This window comes from Rhizobium sp. AC27/96 (genome assembly GCF_001692325.1).
In the GTDB taxonomy this organism is placed as follows: domain Bacteria; phylum Pseudomonadota; class Alphaproteobacteria; order Rhizobiales; family Rhizobiaceae; genus Rhizobium.
Genome location: NZ_LXKN01000001.1, coordinates 293,713 through 310,872, shown reverse-complemented (window position 1 = coordinate 310,872; position 17,160 = coordinate 293,713). Strand labels below are relative to the sequence as shown.

General features: G+C 59.9%; 19 protein-coding genes. 6 read left to right on the top strand and 13 right to left on the bottom strand.

All coding sequences use genetic code 11. The annotated features are described in order from the left end of the window. Positions 1-32 precede the first annotated feature (32 nt). The 10 genes from A6U86_RS01595 to A6U86_RS01550 all read right to left on the bottom strand — a co-directional run bounded on the left by A6U86_RS01595 (position 33) and on the right by A6U86_RS01550 (position 9,727). On the bottom strand, positions 33-1,589 hold the full coding sequence (locus tag A6U86_RS01595; protein WP_068385425.1) for a Do family serine endopeptidase: 1,557 nt from the start codon (positions 1,587-1,589) through the stop codon (positions 33-35). Positions 1,590-1,757: 168 nt separating this feature from the next. Further along, on the bottom strand, positions 1,758-2,231 hold the full coding sequence (locus A6U86_RS01590; protein ID WP_068385422.1) for a cytochrome c-type biogenesis protein: 474 nt from the start codon (positions 2,229-2,231) through the stop codon (positions 1,758-1,760). Then, positions 2,228-4,216, bottom strand: a complete 1,989-nt coding sequence (locus A6U86_RS01585; protein ID WP_068385419.1) for a heme lyase CcmF/NrfE family subunit — start codon at positions 4,214-4,216, stop codon at positions 2,228-2,230. Before A6U86_RS01585 ends, A6U86_RS01590 begins: the two co-directional genes overlap by 4 nt. Next, positions 4,213-4,662 (bottom strand): cytochrome c maturation protein CcmE, encoded by a 450-nt coding sequence (gene ccmE / locus A6U86_RS01580; protein ID WP_068385416.1) that lies wholly within the window; start codon positions 4,660-4,662, stop codon positions 4,213-4,215. The genes A6U86_RS01585 and ccmE overlap by 4 nt, the downstream gene beginning before the upstream one ends. Beyond that, positions 4,659-5,801, bottom strand: coding sequence for a c-type cytochrome biogenesis protein CcmI (gene ccmI, locus A6U86_RS01575; RefSeq protein WP_068385413.1), 1,143 nt, complete (start codon positions 5,799-5,801; stop codon positions 4,659-4,661). Before ccmI ends, ccmE begins: the two co-directional genes overlap by 4 nt. Positions 5,802-5,897: 96 nt before the next feature. Continuing rightward, a complete protein-coding gene (locus A6U86_RS01570) occupies positions 5,898-6,329 on the bottom strand; it encodes a hypothetical protein (protein ID WP_068385410.1) in 432 nt (143 codons plus the stop codon). Positions 6,330-6,420: 91 nt separating this feature from the next. Beyond that, on the bottom strand, positions 6,421-7,818 hold the full coding sequence (locus tag A6U86_RS01565; RefSeq protein WP_068385408.1) for a HAMP domain-containing sensor histidine kinase: 1,398 nt from the start codon (positions 7,816-7,818) through the stop codon (positions 6,421-6,423). Next, positions 7,808-8,479, bottom strand: coding sequence for a response regulator transcription factor (locus A6U86_RS01560; protein ID WP_068385405.1), 672 nt, complete (start codon positions 8,477-8,479; stop codon positions 7,808-7,810). Before A6U86_RS01560 ends, A6U86_RS01565 begins: the two co-directional genes overlap by 11 nt. A gap of 138 nt (positions 8,480-8,617) precedes the next feature. Beyond that, the gene (locus tag A6U86_RS01555; protein WP_068385402.1) at positions 8,618-8,866 is read right to left on the bottom strand and encodes a hypothetical protein; all 249 of its coding nucleotides are present in this window, start codon (positions 8,864-8,866) and stop codon (positions 8,618-8,620) included. Positions 8,867-9,418: 552 nt separating this feature from the next. Continuing rightward, positions 9,419-9,727 carry a Dabb family protein gene (locus A6U86_RS01550; RefSeq protein ID WP_068385400.1) on the bottom strand — a complete coding sequence of 103 codons (309 nt, stop codon included), beginning with the start codon at positions 9,725-9,727 and terminating at the stop codon, positions 9,419-9,421. Between the two features lie 17 nt (positions 9,728-9,744). Between A6U86_RS01550 and A6U86_RS01545 the strand changes: the two genes are divergently transcribed. Then, the gene (locus A6U86_RS01545; RefSeq protein WP_343287058.1) at positions 9,745-10,215 is read left to right on the top strand and encodes an MmcQ/YjbR family DNA-binding protein; all 471 of its coding nucleotides are present in this window, start codon (positions 9,745-9,747) and stop codon (positions 10,213-10,215) included. On the opposite strand, the gene A6U86_RS01540 is transcribed toward A6U86_RS01545, so the two are convergent. Continuing rightward, complete coding sequence (locus tag A6U86_RS01540) at positions 10,193-10,678, bottom strand: YcgN family cysteine cluster protein (protein WP_068385396.1); 486 nt, start codon at positions 10,676-10,678, stop codon at positions 10,193-10,195. The two genes, A6U86_RS01545 and A6U86_RS01540, sit on opposite strands and share 23 nt — an antisense overlap. Positions 10,679-10,841: 163 nt before the next feature. Here A6U86_RS01540 and A6U86_RS01535 point away from each other — a divergent pair, with 163 nt between their 5' ends. The 3 genes from A6U86_RS01535 to A6U86_RS01525 all read left to right on the top strand — a co-directional run bounded on the left by A6U86_RS01535 (position 10,842) and on the right by A6U86_RS01525 (position 14,306). Further along, a complete protein-coding gene (locus A6U86_RS01535) occupies positions 10,842-13,037 on the top strand; it encodes a transglycosylase domain-containing protein (RefSeq protein WP_068385393.1) in 2,196 nt (731 codons plus the stop codon). A gap of 140 nt (positions 13,038-13,177) precedes the next feature. Continuing rightward, on the top strand, positions 13,178-13,765 hold the full coding sequence (locus A6U86_RS01530; protein WP_068385390.1) for a DUF1214 domain-containing protein: 588 nt from the start codon (positions 13,178-13,180) through the stop codon (positions 13,763-13,765). After that, entirely contained in the window at positions 13,758-14,306 is a 549-nt protein-coding gene (locus A6U86_RS01525; RefSeq protein ID WP_068385387.1) for a DUF1254 domain-containing protein, read from the top strand. Before A6U86_RS01530 ends, A6U86_RS01525 begins: the two co-directional genes overlap by 8 nt. 114 nt (positions 14,307-14,420) lie before the next feature. Here the strand turns inward: A6U86_RS01525 and A6U86_RS35525 are convergent, their stop codons facing one another. Next, on the bottom strand, positions 14,421-14,588 hold the full coding sequence (locus A6U86_RS35525; protein WP_174070855.1) for a hypothetical protein: 168 nt from the start codon (positions 14,586-14,588) through the stop codon (positions 14,421-14,423). A gap of 522 nt (positions 14,589-15,110) precedes the next feature. On the opposite strand from A6U86_RS35525, the gene A6U86_RS01515 reads away from it, so the two are divergent. Together A6U86_RS01515 and A6U86_RS01510 are read left to right on the top strand one after the other, a co-directional pair. After that, positions 15,111-15,317, top strand: coding sequence for a hypothetical protein (locus A6U86_RS01515; RefSeq protein WP_068385381.1), 207 nt, complete (start codon positions 15,111-15,113; stop codon positions 15,315-15,317). 445 nt (positions 15,318-15,762) lie between these two features. Continuing rightward, complete coding sequence (locus A6U86_RS01510) at positions 15,763-16,770, top strand: DUF2336 domain-containing protein (protein ID WP_068387658.1); 1,008 nt, start codon at positions 15,763-15,765, stop codon at positions 16,768-16,770. 7 nt (positions 16,771-16,777) lie between these two features. Here A6U86_RS01510 and A6U86_RS01505 read toward each other — a convergent pair whose 3' ends face one another. Continuing rightward, the gene (locus tag A6U86_RS01505) at positions 16,778-17,137 is read right to left on the bottom strand and encodes a DUF1491 family protein (RefSeq protein ID WP_068385379.1); all 360 of its coding nucleotides are present in this window, start codon (positions 17,135-17,137) and stop codon (positions 16,778-16,780) included. Positions 17,138-17,160: the final 23 nt, after the last annotated feature.

Genomic DNA, 17,160 nt, shown 5'->3' with positions numbered 1-17,160 from the left:
TTCCCAATGCATTATCGCTGAGGCTGAAAGGATCAGCCGGCGTTGATCGGCAGGGCGACGAAGCGGCTTCCGTCATCGGACTGGATCTGGAAGAGCGCGCGTGTGCGGCCATCCTTCTTCGCCTGTTCGATGACCTTGGCAATGTCGCCGGCATTCGAGATCTGCTGGTTGTTGACCGAGGTGATCTTCTCACCTTCTTTGATGCCCTTGTCGGCGGCGTCTGAGTCGGGATCAACGGCGGTGATTGCCACACCCTTGCCATCGTCGGACGGACCGACCGTCATGCCGAGATCGGCCAGAGCCTTTTCGGAGGACGGCTGCTGCGGCTGGTTCGGCTGCGCATCGTCATTGGAAGCCTGGTTCTGATCGGCCGGCAAGCTGCCGAGCTCGACCGTCACGGACTGAGACTTGCCGTTGCGCCACAGGGAAACCTCGACCTTGGCGCCCGGCTGCATCGCGCCGATGCGGCGAGCGAGATCGCGCGGATCCTTGACTGGATCACCATTGACGGCCGTAACCACGTCGCCGTTCTTGATGCCGGCCTTCTGCCCAGGCGAGCCGTCCTGCGGGGAAACGACGAGCGCACCGCTTGCTTCAGAAAGGCCGAGGGATTCGGCGATATCCTTGCTGACCGGCTGGATCTGCACGCCGAGCCAACCGCGCGAAACCGTGCCGGTCTTGATGAGATCGGTGACGACATCCTTGGCGGTCGTCGCCGGGATTGCGAAGGCGATGCCGACGCTGCCGCCCGACTGCGAGAAGATGGCAGTGTTAATGCCGACCACCTGGCCGTTGAGGTTGAAGGTCGGGCCACCGGAATTGCCCTTGTTTACGGGTGCATCGATCTGGATGTAATCGTCATAGGGGCCGGAATGGATATCGCGGCCACGGGCCGAGACGATGCCCGCCGTGACAGTGCCACCGAGGCCGAACGGGTTGCCGACGGCCACGACCCAATCGCCAACGCGGACCTTGGAATCATCGGCCCAACCGACATAGGTGAACTTCTTGCCCTTGGGATCGACCTTCAGAACGGCAAGGTCCGTGCGCGAGTCCTTGCCGACGAGCTTGGCGTCAAGTTCGGTGCCGTCATTGAGAACGACGACGAAAGCAGCGCCATCGGAAACGACGTGATTGTTGGTGACGATGTAGCCATCTTCAGAGACGAAGAAGCCGGAGCCCTGCGCAACCGGACGCAGGTGACCCTTGCCGTCTTCGGAATTCTTCTGCTGATTCTGGCCCTTCTGCTGGCCGCGACCCTGCTGCTGTTCGAACTGACGGAAAAACTTCTTCAGCGGGTGATCATCGGGAAGATCGTCGAAGCCACGGCCAAGGCCGAAGGAGTCGTCTTCATCCGCAACGGGATTGACGCGGGATTCGACGCGAACCGAGACGACCGCCGGCGATACGGCGTCAACCACGTTGGCGAAGCTGGGAACCTGCGGCGCCTGTACATTGACGGCATCGGCATAGGAATTGCTGACGACAGCCGGAACACCCGTGGCCAGCGCGGCGACAGCGAGGCCGGCGACGACAGAAGCCTTCATAGCGGTGCTACGGGACAAGGTGTTCTTGATATTCCTGAACATATGCGAGTTACCTTCTCTTCTCTCGTCAGATTTCCACCGGCGGGAACCGGCTGTGATTTGTGATTGTAAATATATAGGGCGTCGGACCTTACAGCGAACTGTCCGCCCCATGAAAAATTCGTAATGTAAGGAAATGTTGCCAATAAGGTGAAAGCTAGCGCGGCAGCGTCACTTCCCCAAAATCTCTTTCAACTCAGCCTCTTCCTCGGCACTCAGAGGCTTGCCAGTGGGCTTGCCGGCACGGCGGCGGGCATAGACGGCAAGGGCAAATCCACCCACGATAAAGAGCGCGATCGGTGCGCCCCAGAGGATAAGCGTCTTCTCGCTAAGGCGCGGTTTTAGCAGCACAAACTCGCCATAGCGCGAGACGACATAATCAAGCACCTGTTGATCGGTGTCGCCATCGCCCAGTCGCTTGCGCACCAGCAGCCGCAGGTCGCGGGCGAGATCGGCATTGGAATCGTCGATGGACTGGTTCTGGCAGACCATGCAGCGCAGTTCGGCGGAGATCGTGCGCGCCCTCGCCTCCAGCGCCGGATCGTGCAGGACCTCATCCGGATTGACGGCAAAGGCGGACAAAGGTGTCAGGATCGCCGCAAGGCAGAGGCATAGCCGGACAAAGCCAAACCAATTCCGGCTCATTCGGCCGGCTCCATGGCGGGACGCACCGGCTTCACCTTCCGGCTCGGCGCACCGACACGCAGACGGCGGTCGCTGAGCGAAACGAAACCGCCGATCGCCATGACGAGAGCGCCCATCCAGATGCAGAGAATGAACGGCTTCCACCAGATGCGTACCACCATGCCGCCATCCTCGCTGACGTCACCGACCGACACGTAGAGCTGGTTGGGGCCGAGCGTCAGAATGCCGGCTTCGGTGGTTCCCGTGCGGCTGGCCGTGAAGACGCGCTTGGATGACGAGACTTCGGTGAAGGCGACACCGCCACGGCTCACCGTGAAGTGGGCACGATCCTCGGTGAAATTCGGGCCGACGCCCGGCTGCATGCCGTCGAAACGCAGGCTGTAGCCGCCAAGCTCGGCTGTCTCTCCCGGCTTCATGCTGGTGATATTCTCCGTCTCGAAGGTCGTGACCGCGACGATGCCGAGCACGGTGATGCCGAGGCCGGCATGGGCAAGCGCTGTGCCGAAGGCCGAGCGCGGCAAGCCGCGCAGACGACGCCAGGCGACATTGGCAGCCACCTTGCCAACGCCGGCGCGATACCAGAGATCGGCGAGTGCGCCGAAGAACAGAAAGAAGCCGGCGGCCAGGCCGAGAACGGCAAGCACCGGACCGCCGTGCTTGAGATAGAACAGGACGAGCCCCGCAAGGAACGCCAGACCGGCCACGACATAGAGCCGTTGCAAGGCACCGAGCAGATCGCCTCGCTTCCAGGCAAGCAGCGGGCCGAAGGGCACGGCAATGAGGATCGGCATCATCAGCAATCCGAACGTCATGTTGAAGAAAGGCGGCCCGACGGAAATCTTGTCGCCGGTCAGGGTTTCCAGCGCCAGCGGATAGAGCGTGCCCGTGAGGACGGTGCCGCAGGCGACCGTGAGGATGAGGTTGTTGAGGACCAGCGCGCCCTCACGCGAGATCGGTGCGAACAATCCGCCTGCAGCAAGCTTCGGCGCGCGGAAGGCGAAGAGCGTCAGTGCACCACCGATGAAGAGCAGCAGAATGCAGAGAATGAAGATGCCGCGTGTCGGATCGCTGGCGAAGGAATGCACCGAGGTCAGCACGCCCGAGCGCACAAGGAAGGTGCCGAGCAGCGACAGGGAGAAGGTCAGGATCGCAAGCAGCACCGTCCAGATCTTCAGCGCATCACGTTTCTCCATGACCAGTGCCGAATGCAGCAGCGCCGTGCCGGCGAGCCAAGGCATGAACGAGGCGTTCTCCACCGGATCCCAGAACCACCAGCCGCCCCAGCCCAGCTCGTAATAGGCCCAGTAAGAGCCCATGGCGATGCCGAGCGTCAGGAAGCTCCAGGCAGCCAGCGCCCAGGGACGGACCCAGCGCGCCCAGGCCGCATCGATGCGGCCTTCCAGCAGTGCCGCCACAGCGAAAGAGAAGCAGACGGAAAAACCGACATAGCCGAGATAGAGCAAGGGCGGATGGATGGCGAGGCCGATATCCTGCAGGACGGGATTGAGGTCCTTACCCTCGGCAGGCGCCGGATCAAGCCGGATAAATGGATTGGAGGTGAGCAGGATGAAGATCAGGAAGGCGGACGAGATCCAGGATTGAACGGCCAGAACATTGGCCCGCAGCACGTCTGGCAGATTGCGCCCGAACAGGGCGACCAGCGCACTGAACAAGACCAGGATCAACAGCCAGAGCATCATCGATCCCTCGTGATTGCCCCAGACGCCGGAGATCTTGAAGATCAGCGGCATGAGCGAATGGGAATTGGCCCAGACGTTCAGCACGGAGAAATCGGAGGCGACATAGGCGTAGGTCAGCACGCCGAAGGAAAAGGTGACGAGCAGGAAAGTGACGATCGAGCCGACAGGCGCGATATCCATCATCGACACATCGCCGCGCCTTGCACCGACCACAGGAAGGATGGAAACGATGAGCGCGGTCGCCAGCGCCAGCACCAGCGCATAATGTCCGAGTTCGATGATCATTGTGTCGCCTCCTCGCCCTTCCAGACACCGTCGGCCTTCAGCTTGTCGGCAACCTGTTTCGGCATGTAACGCTCATCATGCTTGGCAAGCACGCTATCCGCAACGAAGACATCGCTGCCGGGCTCGAATTTACCCTCTGTCACCACGCCCTGCCCCTCGCGGAAGAGATCCGGCAGGAGGCCGTCATATCTAACCTTGATCGTATCCTTGCCGTCGGTCACGGAGAATTGCACCTGCGTGCCCTGACCACGCTTGATGGAGCCTTCACTGACCAGGCCACCCAGGCGGATCAGCGTTCCGGCATTGACGGGGGTCTTGGCGAGATCGCCCGGCATGTAGAAATAGGCAACCGACTGGCTGAAGGCGAAGAGGACGAGGAGCACGGCGGTGGCGATGAACCCCATGCCGCCGGCAATGACGGCCAGACGTTTCTGCTTGCGGGTCATTGCTGCGTCACCTCCGTCGGCAGTCCCAATTCTTTGGCCAGAGCCAACAGCTGTTGCCCCTCGCCGCCATCCGCCGGGAAGGCCGTCAGCCCGCGTTTCAGCGCATCCAGGGCGCGATCCCGGTCGTTCAGCACGACATAGGAGCGGATCAACCGCATCCAGCCTTCGAAATTCTTCGGATCTTCCTTGAGCTTGGCATCGAGGCTCTCGACCATGCCACGGATCATCTGCTGACGATCGCCACCGCTCAAATTGTTCGCCGCGGCGACCTCCTCGGCGGTCGGGTTGCCCGGTGCATTGGCGTTTGTAGATGCTAGAGGCGTGCCGCCATTCTTGGCGATGTGTTCGTCGACAACGGCCAGCCACGGCGCATCGGGCGGCGATTGCTTCGCCAAGGCCTCGAAGGCGGTCTTCGCATCGGTCACCTTGCCTTCCTGCTCCAGCGCCAGTGCCAGATAGAAGAGCGTGCGCGGATTGGCGGCATCGAGCGCCCGCGATTGCTGCAGCACGCTGCGCGCATCCGCCGTCACCACGCCGTTGGCCTTGACCACGAGTACCTCGCCCAGATCGCCAAGGCGCGTGGCGCTCGGGCCCAGCAGCCGGATCACATTGCGATAGGCAAGCTCGGCATCACCGATGCGGTTGGTCTTGAAATAGATCGGCGCCAAAACCTCCCAGCCTTTGCCGTCATCCGGATTTCTGGCAAGGTGCTGTTCGATCTTGACGATCGAAAGGGCGAGGTCGCTTCCAGGCTTCTCCAGACGCGCCTCCAGCGGCTGCGACGGCAGTCCGGGATCGCCATTGGCAAGATAAAGACAGAGCCCGATGACGGGCAGCATCACGACGATAAAGGCCTGCGAGATGCGATAGCTACCGCGCTTCAGCGCTTTTGCTCCACTCTCCTCCTCCTTGGAAGCCGCAATCAGGCGACGCCCGATCTCGGCGCGGGCATAGCCAGCCTCCTCCGTGGAAATCAACCCGCCGGCAAGATCGCGATCCAGCTCGCGGAGCTGATCGCGATAGACCTCGGCTTCTCCGGAACGACAGTCCGCAGCCTCCTTTGCACCACGCAGAAGAGGGTGAAGCAGCACAGCGCCGACAACGGCCGTTAGAACGGCGACGAGAATCCAGAACAGCATACACGCCCAATACTTTAACGGGGCGCTTATTCCAACCGCGAAAGCCTCGCTGACGAAGATTTGAGGCGTTTGGCCGCGCCTTTCGGCGCATTGGGGCTAGTCGAGCGGCGTCCAGGTGCCGTCGTCATTGCGACATGCGGCTCCCCTTGCCATGGTCGGCTTGTCGTCGACCGTGACCGTGTGCGTGTATTGCCGGCAATTCTGCGAGCCGACCTGATAGGGCGCTGCAGCCACCACCTCTCCGCTGGCGCCCCTGCCCTTCCAGACCACAGACTGGCCGAGAGGCGAGCTTTCCAGCGCCCGATATTCCGCTTCCAGCGCCCGCTGCTTGTCACTGTCGCTCAGCTTGAGGCCGGTTCGTTCGACAATGCCGCCATCCAGCGCGCTAATGAACGTCGCCGATGCCGGTGGCTTGGAGGTTGAAAACAAACTCGCGCCGCTGCCATTGCTGCTCGTGGTCGAGCAAGCTGAAAGCGCAAGCGCTGCGAAGAGGGAGGGAGTGATCAAGAAAAAGGTACGAAGCTTCATACAACCGAACCAGTATCAACAAGCAAAACCATAGGTACTGCGCTGCGGCATCATCATGACCCACAACTTCTTTCTGTCATCATGCCGTGCTTCACGCAACATCCTTCGTCAGGCCAGGCAGAATTAAGCTGGCACGAAGGCCACCCCAGGCACCGCGGGAGAGCTCCAGCCGGCCTTGATATTCATTGGTGATCTCGCTGACGATCGACAGTCCGAGACCAGTGCCCGGCTTGCTCTCGTCCAGCCTGCGTCCGCGCTTCATGGCTTCGCGGATCTGATCCGGCTCGAGGCCGGGCCCATCATCCTCCACGACCAGCTCCACCCAATGACGCCGCACGGGGTCGATGCCCTTGACGTCAGGCGGCGCCTCGGTTGCGGAAAGACGCACCTTGTGCTCGGCAAAGCGGGCGGCATTTTCCAGAAGATTGCCCACCGTCTCCTCCAGATCCTGCTGCTCCATGGCGAGCGCCAGATTGGGAGATACGGTGAGCTCGAATTCCTTCTCCGCATTGAGCCGCCGCATGACGCGGACAAGCCGCTCCAATGCCGGTTCGGCCTCGGTGCGGGCTAGTACGGATTCGCGCTGCGCCGCGATGCGGGCGCGGTTGAGGTAAGATTGCACCTGGCCCTGCATGGCTTCGGCCTGGTTCTTGACCAGATCGCCATGCGAACGCTCCAGCACGCGGGATTCGTTGAGAAGCACCGCGATCGGCGTCTTCAGCGAATGCGCGAGATTGCCGACCTGCATGCGGGCACGCTCGACGATGCGCCTATTGCTTTCGATCAGCGCGTTGACCTCGTTGGCGAGCGGCAGGATTTCACGCGGGAAATCGCCCTGCAATCGCTCGCTCTCGCCGGCGCGGATACGCTCCAGTGCCGCGCGGGCCTTATCGAGCGGCTTCAGGCCATAGAGAATGGCAAGCGCATTGACGATGAGGCTGCCGACACCGAAGCCGACCAGCGCGAAATAAAGACTGTGGGAGAAGTTGCGGACGTCGTCCTCGACGACTGCGACATTGCCGGTGACGCGAAAGCGGGCGGCGCGGCCATCCGTATCGAGAACGACCTCGGTTTCGGCCACCTGAACGCGATTTCCGAAGGCATCCGTGACGATGTAGTAGCGCTCGTAATTCTTGTCGAATGGCGCTTCCAGTACGGAGAGGACAGGCAAGTTCGAAGCGCCGAGAGACGGCGATACCAAGGGCGTTGCTGTATAGGTGCCGAGCGGCTCGACCATCCAGTACCAGCCCGTCTTCGGCTGGGCAAAACGAAGGTCGCCGAGCTGCGGGCTGCCGTTCAATGCGCCCTGATCACCAATCGTCACCGAGTTGATGACGTTGTAGAGCTGCGCCCTCAACAGGTCCTGAAAGCCGCGTTCGGCGCTCTTGCGGTAGATATTGGAAATGACGAGGCCGATCACGACAAGCGCCACGGCGGACCAGAGCGTGGTCAACAGCAGGACGCGAGCGGTGAGTGACTTAATTCGCATTGGTCGGCGCTTGGATGCGGTAACCGAGGCCGCGGACCGTCTCGATCAGGTCGACCCCCATCTTCTTGCGCAAGCGGCCGACGAAAACCTCGATCGTATTGGAATCGCGATCGAAATCCTGATCGTACATATGCTCGACCAGTTCGGTGCGCGAGACGACTTCACCCTTGTGATGCATGAGATAGGCGAGCAGCCGGTACTCATGAGAGGTGAGCTTGAGCGGCTTGCCGTTCACGGTCGCCTTCGAGCTCTTGGTGTCGAGCCGCACCGGGCCGCAGATGATTTCCGAGGAGGCATGGCCGGCCGCGCGGCGAATGAGCGCCCTGATGCGGGCGAGAACTTCTTCGACATGGAAGGGCTTGGCGACATAATCATCGGCACCCGCATCGATGCCGGCGACCTTATCACTCCAGCGGTCGCGCGCGGTCAGGATGAGCACAGGCGTCGCCCGTCCCGCGCCGCGCCACTTCTCCAACACCGTGATGCCGTCCATCTCCGGCAGGCCGATATCGAGAATGATCGCGTCGTAAGGTTCGGTATCGCCGAGGAAATGCCCCTCCTCACCATCAAAGGCCGTATCGACCACATAGCCCGCCTCTTTCAAGGCGTCGGCGAGCTGGCGATTTAGGTTGATATCGTCTTCGACTATCAGAATGCGCATGTTTGGACCCAATTTCCCCGGTTCGAGAAACAGTACTGTAAATCGAGCTGCAGTGGAATCACGGAAACGATAAGATTTTGCGTAGGATTCAAGGCTTTAGAACGTCCGCTGCGCGTTATGATCCAAGATGCCCATGCCTCACATCGGCACCTTCATCGTTACCTTGCGAGGACGCTGCCCATTGCCCTGCACAAGAACGGTGATGACACAACTATCGCCCGACGGCTGCGCGGAAAGGAGCTGCCCACCCGTCTTTTCAACCACCTCGGCCGCAGCTTCGCTGCAGTCGCTGTTGGCACGGGCCACCAGGGTCGACGTCGGCGCCGGCAAAACAGCCGAGCCGGCCATCACAAGGGCCGCCGCTGCTATGCTTGAAATTGAGGCCATGCTTCAGACTTCCCACGGGGAGATTAACTTGAGCAAATATGTACCCAAACACGTCTGAATGGCAAATGAATGGGCTGTAATTTTCCGCTCGCAGGACGTGCAGCCCACCCGATTCGTGATTTAACTCATTGAATTCATTATGGGCAAATCAGTGAAGCGAAGCCAAGGGCGATTGATCGAACGCGATCGATGCCAATTGCGCATGCATGCCCGTTACACCGCTTGTGCCCACCTCCCGGCCACATGCACAAACGAGAGACTCAACCATTTTTAATCATTCTTGATTATCATTCGATCATAAGCCGGTCATGAGCGACCGTGCAGGCTTGGCCAATGCAACCGGCCTTCAGGTGTTTTACTGAGGTAAAACGCCAGGGTTTTCTTGAGTCTTCTGAATCACTTCACGGCACCTGTTTCAAAGTTGAGTCCGGAACGTGAGAGGTTGATTGAACGGCCTCATGCAATGAATCCGCTTATCGACAAATCGATTCCGCGCGAGTGCTCAATCAACTGAAATCAATGGCGATCGAAGCCCTTTGATCGGGCTTTCTTTCAGAACGGCTCGCGGATAGCGCTCGTCGTCTCGTAATCAGCTGCAATCCGCATTTCGCGCAATGGCCGCACCCGCTCTATCGAGCGCTGATAATTCGGATGGGCCTTGTAGGCGGCGAGCGCTGCTTCATCGTCGAATTCGCCATAGACTACGATATCGACATCGGTGCCGAGTTGGTCGGTCTTCACATTCATGCCGATTTCCAGCAGGCGCGCATGCGGAATGGCTGTGAGGATCGACAGGCCGGAACGGACATCCTCGAGGTTCGCGCGATCGGGAACGGTGAAGAAGACGATATGACGGATCACGCGGCGGCTCCCTGAGCGTGTGCGAAGGCACCGCGCGATATCATGCACGCCGGTTCATTTCAATGAAGAGGCGATGTGTTCAGCAAGGCGACCTCATCGCGGGCAAAGAAGTGGCAGCCATTTTCCGCGTAACGCTCATGCATGATATTATTATGCGCATGACCGACGAAGATCTCATCGCCTTTGCCCTCAGCCTGCCGGAAACGACGGAAGGCTCACATTTCGGAACTCGTGATTTTCGGATACGGGGCAAGATCTTCACGACCCTACCGGGCGCGGATTTCTGCGTTGTCAAACTGACGCCTGATCAGCAACAGATGGCGCTTACCATCATGCCGCAGCACGTCGAGGCCGCGCCGGGCGGATGGGGGCTGAAAGGCTCGACCCGGCTTTTCCACCATGCCGCGGATCACGAGACGATCAAGACGCTCGTGCGGCGTGCCTGGCGCAACGTGGCGCCGAAATCTATGATTTTGCCGGAGGATTAGGCTCCATATCGTCCTTGGCGGTCAGCGGCCAATCGACCACATAATCCTCGAAGTCCTCGACATCGACGTCATTCTCGCTGACCGTGCGGGCTCGGGCAGAGACGCGGGCAATGTGCACGGTTTCCGGATCGCCCGATATCAGTGGATGCCACCAGTAGAGATCGTGGCCCTCCTTGACGAGACTGTAGGCGCAGGTGGGCGGAAGCCACTCCAGTTCCATTACTTTCTCGGGGGTCAGCTGCACGCAATCAGGCACGAAATCCCAACGGTTCGGATAGCTGGTGCAACGACAGCTTTCGCTGTCCATCAGTTTGCAGCGAACGGAGGTGAAATAGACGTCACCCGTATCCCAGTCCTCGAGCTTGTTGAGACAACAGAGGCCACAGCCGTCGCAAAGGCTTTCCCATTCCGACGTGCTCATCTCCGCCAGTGTCTTGCTTTTCCAGAAAGGTGTCTCGTCCATCGTCAATCCTCGCCGCCCTGGCAGGAAATGCGGGCTGCGGCATGCGTGTCTATTGTTCTTTTCTCTAAATCAACCAATTCTTCAATTAGCCGTTCTATGAGATAATGGGCTTTGCGTGCCCCACAAGGTGGCACGCAGCATTATAGCGGTCGGGAAGTAGAGCGTGGAAGACCCATCCAATCCAGAAGGCGGGCCGAAGATGGAGCCCGAAGCGCAACATGATAGCGGAGCCGAAAAGCCTCGGCGCCGAAAGCGCTATTTCTTTCTGCGCATCGATTCATGGATCGACTCCACCCTGTGGAATGCTGGCTTCCGTTTGGCGGAAACCTGGGAAGAAATCACGATTTTCTTCCGCCGATTCCGTGTACGCGGGTGGAAGCGCATCGTTTTCGAACTGCTCGGCGAGGGCCTGACGCTCGGCGCTGCCGGCTCGGTGGTCATGCTGATGCTGGCCATGCCGGCGTTTGAGGCGACGCAGGGCGATTGGCGCAATCGCGGCAATTTCGCCGTCACCTTTCTCGATCGCTACGGCAACGTCATCGGCCATCGCGGCATCATTCACGAGAATTCGGTGCCGGTGGATCAATTGCCGGATTATTTCATCAAGGCGGTGCTTGCGACCGAGGACCGGCGTTTCTTCGACCATTTCGGCATCGACGTGATCGGCCTGTTCCGCGCCGTCACCGTCAATGCGCAGGCAGGCGGCGTCGTCCAGGGCGGCTCGACGCTGACGCAGCAGCTCGCCAAGAATATCTTCCTCAGCAATGAGCGTTCGATCGACCGCAAGATCAAGGAAGCTTTCCTGGCGATCTGGCTTGAGGCCAATCTCTCCAAGAAAGAGATCCTCAGCCTCTATCTTGACCGCACCTATATGGGCGGCGGCACGTTCGGCGCGGCTGCGGCTGCGCAATTCTATTTCGGCAAGAGCATCACCGACGTCAATCTCGCCGAGGCCGCGATGCTTGCCGGCCTGTTCAAGGCGCCGGCGAAATATGCGCCGCATGTCAATCTGCCGGCCGCCCGCGCTCGCGCCAATGATGTGCTCTCCAACCTCGTGCAGAGCGGATTGATGACCGAGGGACAGGTGATTGCGGCACGGCGCAACCCCGCTTCCGTCGTCGACCGCGCCCAGATCGAAACGCCGGACTATTTCCTCGACTGGGCCTTCGATGAGGTGCAGCGGCTTGCCACGCGCTTTCCGGAACGTTCGCTGATCGTGCGCACGACCATCGACATGGGGCTGCAAAAGGCCGCGGAAGATTCGGTCCAATCCAGCCTGATGGAATTTGGCGAGCGTTATCATGCCAAGCAGGGCGCCAGCGTCATGATCGAAAATGGTGGCGCGGTCCGCGCCATGGTCGGCGGCAGCGACTACGGTGAGAGCCAATTCAACCGCGCGACAAAAGCGCTGCGCCAGCCGGGTTCATCCTTCAAGATCTATACTTACTCCGTGGCGATGGAGAGCGGCATGACGCCGACCTCGACCATCGTCGACGCGCCGATCACCTGGGGCAATTGGAGCCCGCACAATTACGAGAACCGCTATGCCGGCAAGGTAACGCTGACGACGGCGATCGCCCAATCGATCAACACCATCCCGGTGCGTCTGGCCAAGGAAAAGCTCGGCATCCAGCCGATCCGCGACATGGCCAAGGCCATGGGCGTGGAAACGCCGATCCGCAACGACAAGACAATCCCGATCGGCACGTCGGAGGTAACCGTGCTCGACCAGGCAACGGCCTATGCGGTCTTTCCCGCCGACGGCATGCAATCGCGGCGGCATGGCATCGACCAGATCACCGGGTACGACGGCAAGGTGCTTTATGATTTCAATCGCGACGAGCCGCCGGCCAAGCGGGTCCTCAGCGAGCAAGCCAACTCCTATATGAATCAGATGCTGACACAGGTTCCGATCATCGGCACCGGCCGCAAGGCGGCGCTGGACAATGGCATTGTGGTCGGCGGCAAGACCGGAACGACACAGGCCTATCGCGACGCCTGGTTCATCGGCTTTACCGGCAACTACACCTGCGCCGTCTGGTTCGGCAATGACGACTATACCTCGACCAACAACATGACGGGCGGCACGCTGCCGGCCATGACCTTCAAGAAGATAATGGACTATGCCAACCAGGGCGTGGTGCTGAAGCCGATCCCGGGGATCAGCAATCCATTTCCGGTGCAGAAGCCGCAAACCGTTGCTGCCAAGAAGCCTGCGGACCCGGCAGCTGGTGGCCTGCCGCCGCTGGTGCGGCCACGCTCCCTGTCGGTGGATTCCACCAGGATCCTTCGCGATATCGGCGAAAGACTGAAGGCAGCGGCCGCACTCGAAGCTCAAAAGGTGGCGACGGCGGAATAGCATTACCCGAATGAAGGTATCAGGCGGCATGAATTTCCGCCTGAAATCGACATAACTGCCCCCGGCGACGCCCTGCCCTTCCCCCTACCAGCAGAATCAGGGATAAATCGGCATCGATTTGTCACGAGGACGATCCCAGGGTGTTCCGAGTCCCCTTTCTTGTTGCGCTTTCGCTGCTGATCGCTTTCGGCGGCGGCATTGTGTTCACGCTCTTTGCCTTGAACGTGACGTCCGGCTTCGGCGCGATCAAGCTTGGAGTCTGGCAGGCGTTCCCAGAAATGCAGACGGCGGATGCCGACCCCTATGCCAAATCGCATCGCGCTCGCGCCGGACGCCTGCTCTACGGCACGGCCGAAGGATTGGTGTTTACCGCCTCCGACGACGATAAGGGCGGGCGGCTGACGGCAAATTGCAGCTATCGTATCAGTGGCCAGACACCGCCGGCGCGGCTTTGGACGCTTTTCATTGCCGGCAATGACGGCGCACCGCTTGCGGGACCTTCCGGACGCCCCCTAACGATCAATTCCTGGGTTGTGTTGCGGAACCCGGATTCAAGCTTCACCATTACCGTCTCACCCAATGCCAGCGCGGGCAATTGGCTTGCCTTGCCCGCTGCCGGCAATTTCCGGCTGGTATGGACGCTGCTGGATTCGCCGGCGGCCAGCAATTCCGGCCTGATTGATCTCACTATGCCGAAGCTCGAGAAAACCGGGTGCGGCAATGTTTAGGTTCGTTTTCGCAATCCTGACCGGCCTGTTCGGCGCTGCACTTCTGCATATCGTCATCATCCTGTCGCTACCGCATTTCTCCGACCGCGATGCCTATACCCGCGTCTCGGACGAAGGCGACGAGAACCATTTCTACATGCTTGATAACAAAGATGACGATGCAGGGCTTTCCAACGTCGACCCCTACATCCGCACTGCCGTCTGCGCATTCGACATCGAAGACGTGCCGGTACATTTGACCGCGAAGGGCAAGGTGCCGTTCTGGTCGCTCTCCGTCTACGACGCAGCGTCCAACGAAGTGTTCAGCATGAGCGACCGTACATCCGTCGGCGGGACGCTCGATTTGCTGCTCGCCTCTCCCGTTCAGTTGACAGGCATACGCAAGGCCCTGCCGCCTGCTCTTGCACAATCGATCCTTGTGGAAGTGCCGCATGCCCAAGGCTATGCAGTGTTGCATACGATGGCGCCACAGGCGAGCTTTGACGATGCGGCCAAGGAATTCCTGTCGCAGGCCGGATGCGACGAATTCGGCGATGATTGAGTTTGGCCGGCGACAACGCTCAGGCCTATAGGCGCCGCAATGCGGGCACTACAAATCATTTCCGGCAACCAATGGATGCAATCCTGATGCATCCAGGCGTCTCAGCCGGCTGTGTTACTTGCCTTTAGCCCGCTTGGGGCCTGCTCCCGGCCGGTGCGTCGGGGTATCGAGGTGCTCGTAGCGCACACCGGTAAACAGAAGTATCCTTGCTTCCACCGGCTCCTTCTGGACGCGCGGCGGCTGGCGTAATCGCCAGTCCGAAAGTGATATTACCTTTGCCATGCTCGTCTCCATTTACGTCTCGAGACGGATGAACTTGCGACTGATTTCACCCTGCCCGTTGTTGAAGCGGGCTAGCGTTTTCCCTTGTATCAGGCCTATTTCTTTTGGCTGAGACAAGGAGCATTCACGCCTTCTCACGGTATTTCCCGGACACCGCGTCATGGGCGCCAATCACGGCTTCCATGCTTTCTCTGCTATCGACTACAGTCTGCTAATCGCTGCTTGCACCGGGATTCAGCCATATTGCAGTTAACAGAATGCTAATCCTCGTCGCACGTCATCCTTGGCATGAGTCGTCATGCCCTATTAACGCTTCGACCATGGCTTTGGTTTCACGCGCCGCGAAAAAATCGTCGGAATCGAATTCGCCGTGAAATCAAGCAATATCATATTCTTAGGTGAACAAATAACGCCGCTGGCGAATATATCGCAAACAGCTGCGTTGCAGAAAAGAGTCACGCAATTATTATTTGCGCTCACGAAAAATTAACGTATTGTAAGGTCGGAAATCGAGGGTGGCTAATGTTTGCGGCGGGTAATTCCGTCTTCTCTCCAGAGGATGTCATAGTCCTGCGCGGCGCGCTTGATGAGTGGTGCCTGGAGAAGCGGATCGATATAAAAAGCACCGAGGCCCAGTTCGCGGCAACGGCAGCGTTGGGCCTTTTTCAATCCGGCTACAATACGTCGGAAAAGCTGCTCGCAGCACTGCGCGAGCACAGAGGCATCTAGAGCAGCTCCATTCACACACCAGGCTTATCTGATGTCCGATGTACCGCTTCGGGCGGTACTCACCTGGTTTGCAGCCGGATGCGTGGCGGGAACTCCCATAAGTTGAGTATTCACACCGCCACTCCTGCGACGATAGATGGTTTGTGACAGGCGTCATCCCCTAGCCCGCATATCATCCAGCAAAAATTCGGCCTTAGCCATCGCGCAAGCTTAACGCGCAATTTTTATTCGGATTTTAATAAAGTTTTCACGAACCATTAACCGTGCCGGCCTTAGTCTTTGGTGAAAGCCAGATAAGGACGACTGTGTCCATACCCGTTTCGACAGCTGCCGCCAAAGACGCCCCTGACATTGAAAGGGCCTTACGGCACGACCGAAAAGAGGTGTGGCGGTCGGCGGTCAGGCTCCCCGCGTTTTTGTTCTGCGTATCAGTATGGGTGTTGGCGTGCGTGACCGGTTTCGAGACCTTGAAGAGCCTGCGACAGTCCGTAAGAAAGACGTGGTTCTGATGGCGACGATCACCAGTTTCGAAGGCATGGGGCATCCCTCCAAATCGGAACTTCGCCAATTTGCCGAGCTCTTTACGCCGGTGTTCCAGGCCTCCTCCGACGAGGCAAAGCGGCAGGCCGTGGCCGCCCTCTCCCAATGCCCGACAGTGCCGCAGGCTGTTGCCCTGTTCATCGGTTGCCAACCGATCGCCATTGCCGCCCCTTTCCTGACGAGTTCACAGGCGATCGACGACGATACGCTGATCACCATTGCCCGCACGCAAGGCGCTGCCCACGCACGGGCAATCGTCAGCAGGCCCTCGCTGTCGCCAAAGGTCATCGACGCGCTCGTCGGCCTGCATCAGGCCGAACCAGAGCGCGGCATGACGGACCCGCAAACATCGGCGACCGCGCTTCCGCCAAAATCCGATACGGCGGACCTCGAGCGGCTCTCGCGCGAGGAAGCCTTGCGCCTGCAGATCAAGCAGGCCGCACGCCATCTGGCTCGCGACGAAAAAGACCGTCTCGGCCTGCGCAGCCTGAGCGAAACGCAGGAAGCCCTGCTCGTCCGTTTCGCCAGGGAACGCGATGCGCTGCAATTTGCCACCACGCTTGCCGACGCGCTTTCATCGAGCCATTGGCTTGCAGAACGCATCCTGCTCGATACATCGGGCCAACAGCTCGCCGTGACGCTGGTCAGCCTCGGCATGGGTATAGCGGACGCCGTTTATTCGCTGGAGCGCTTCTATCCGCACCTGACGGAACGGCACGGCAGCGTCAGCCGTGCATGGCTGGTGCTTGACGGCATCGATGCGGAAGAGAGCCAGGCTCGCGTCGAAGCATGGCGCCGTGCCGACAGCTACACCTATCTTCCGAAGGAAAAGCCTGCAGAGCGCCCGGCCACACCATTGTTCGGCGCCAAGTCCGGCTCGATCCGCGAGTTGCGCGTGGCAAACCGGCGATAGAGACGGGTCAATCAAGCGGATTGGCGCGTAAACCGGCCAAGGGGACGATTTCGGCTAAATCATCCGTCTCCAGCTCGATAACCCACAAATCCGGATCGAACTTCACTTCGCGATCGAGGACTTTGCGGATCTCGGCCGGCTCCTGGCGATCGACCCTGATCTCGAACAACCGCCCGTCATCCCCCTCACCGTCGAAGAAACTTTGCGGCGCCGGCGCGTAGAGGGTTTCCAACCCGTCGCGGAAGCGCTGGCGGATGAAGATAGCACCCGCCTGCTCCTCGCCCTTTCGTTCGACGGCAGCGAAATCGCCCCGGGCAAACAGGCGGCGGGTCATGGCGGAAACAAAGATGTCGCTGCGCAATCTCATGGCCGAGCTATAGCGACAAGCGG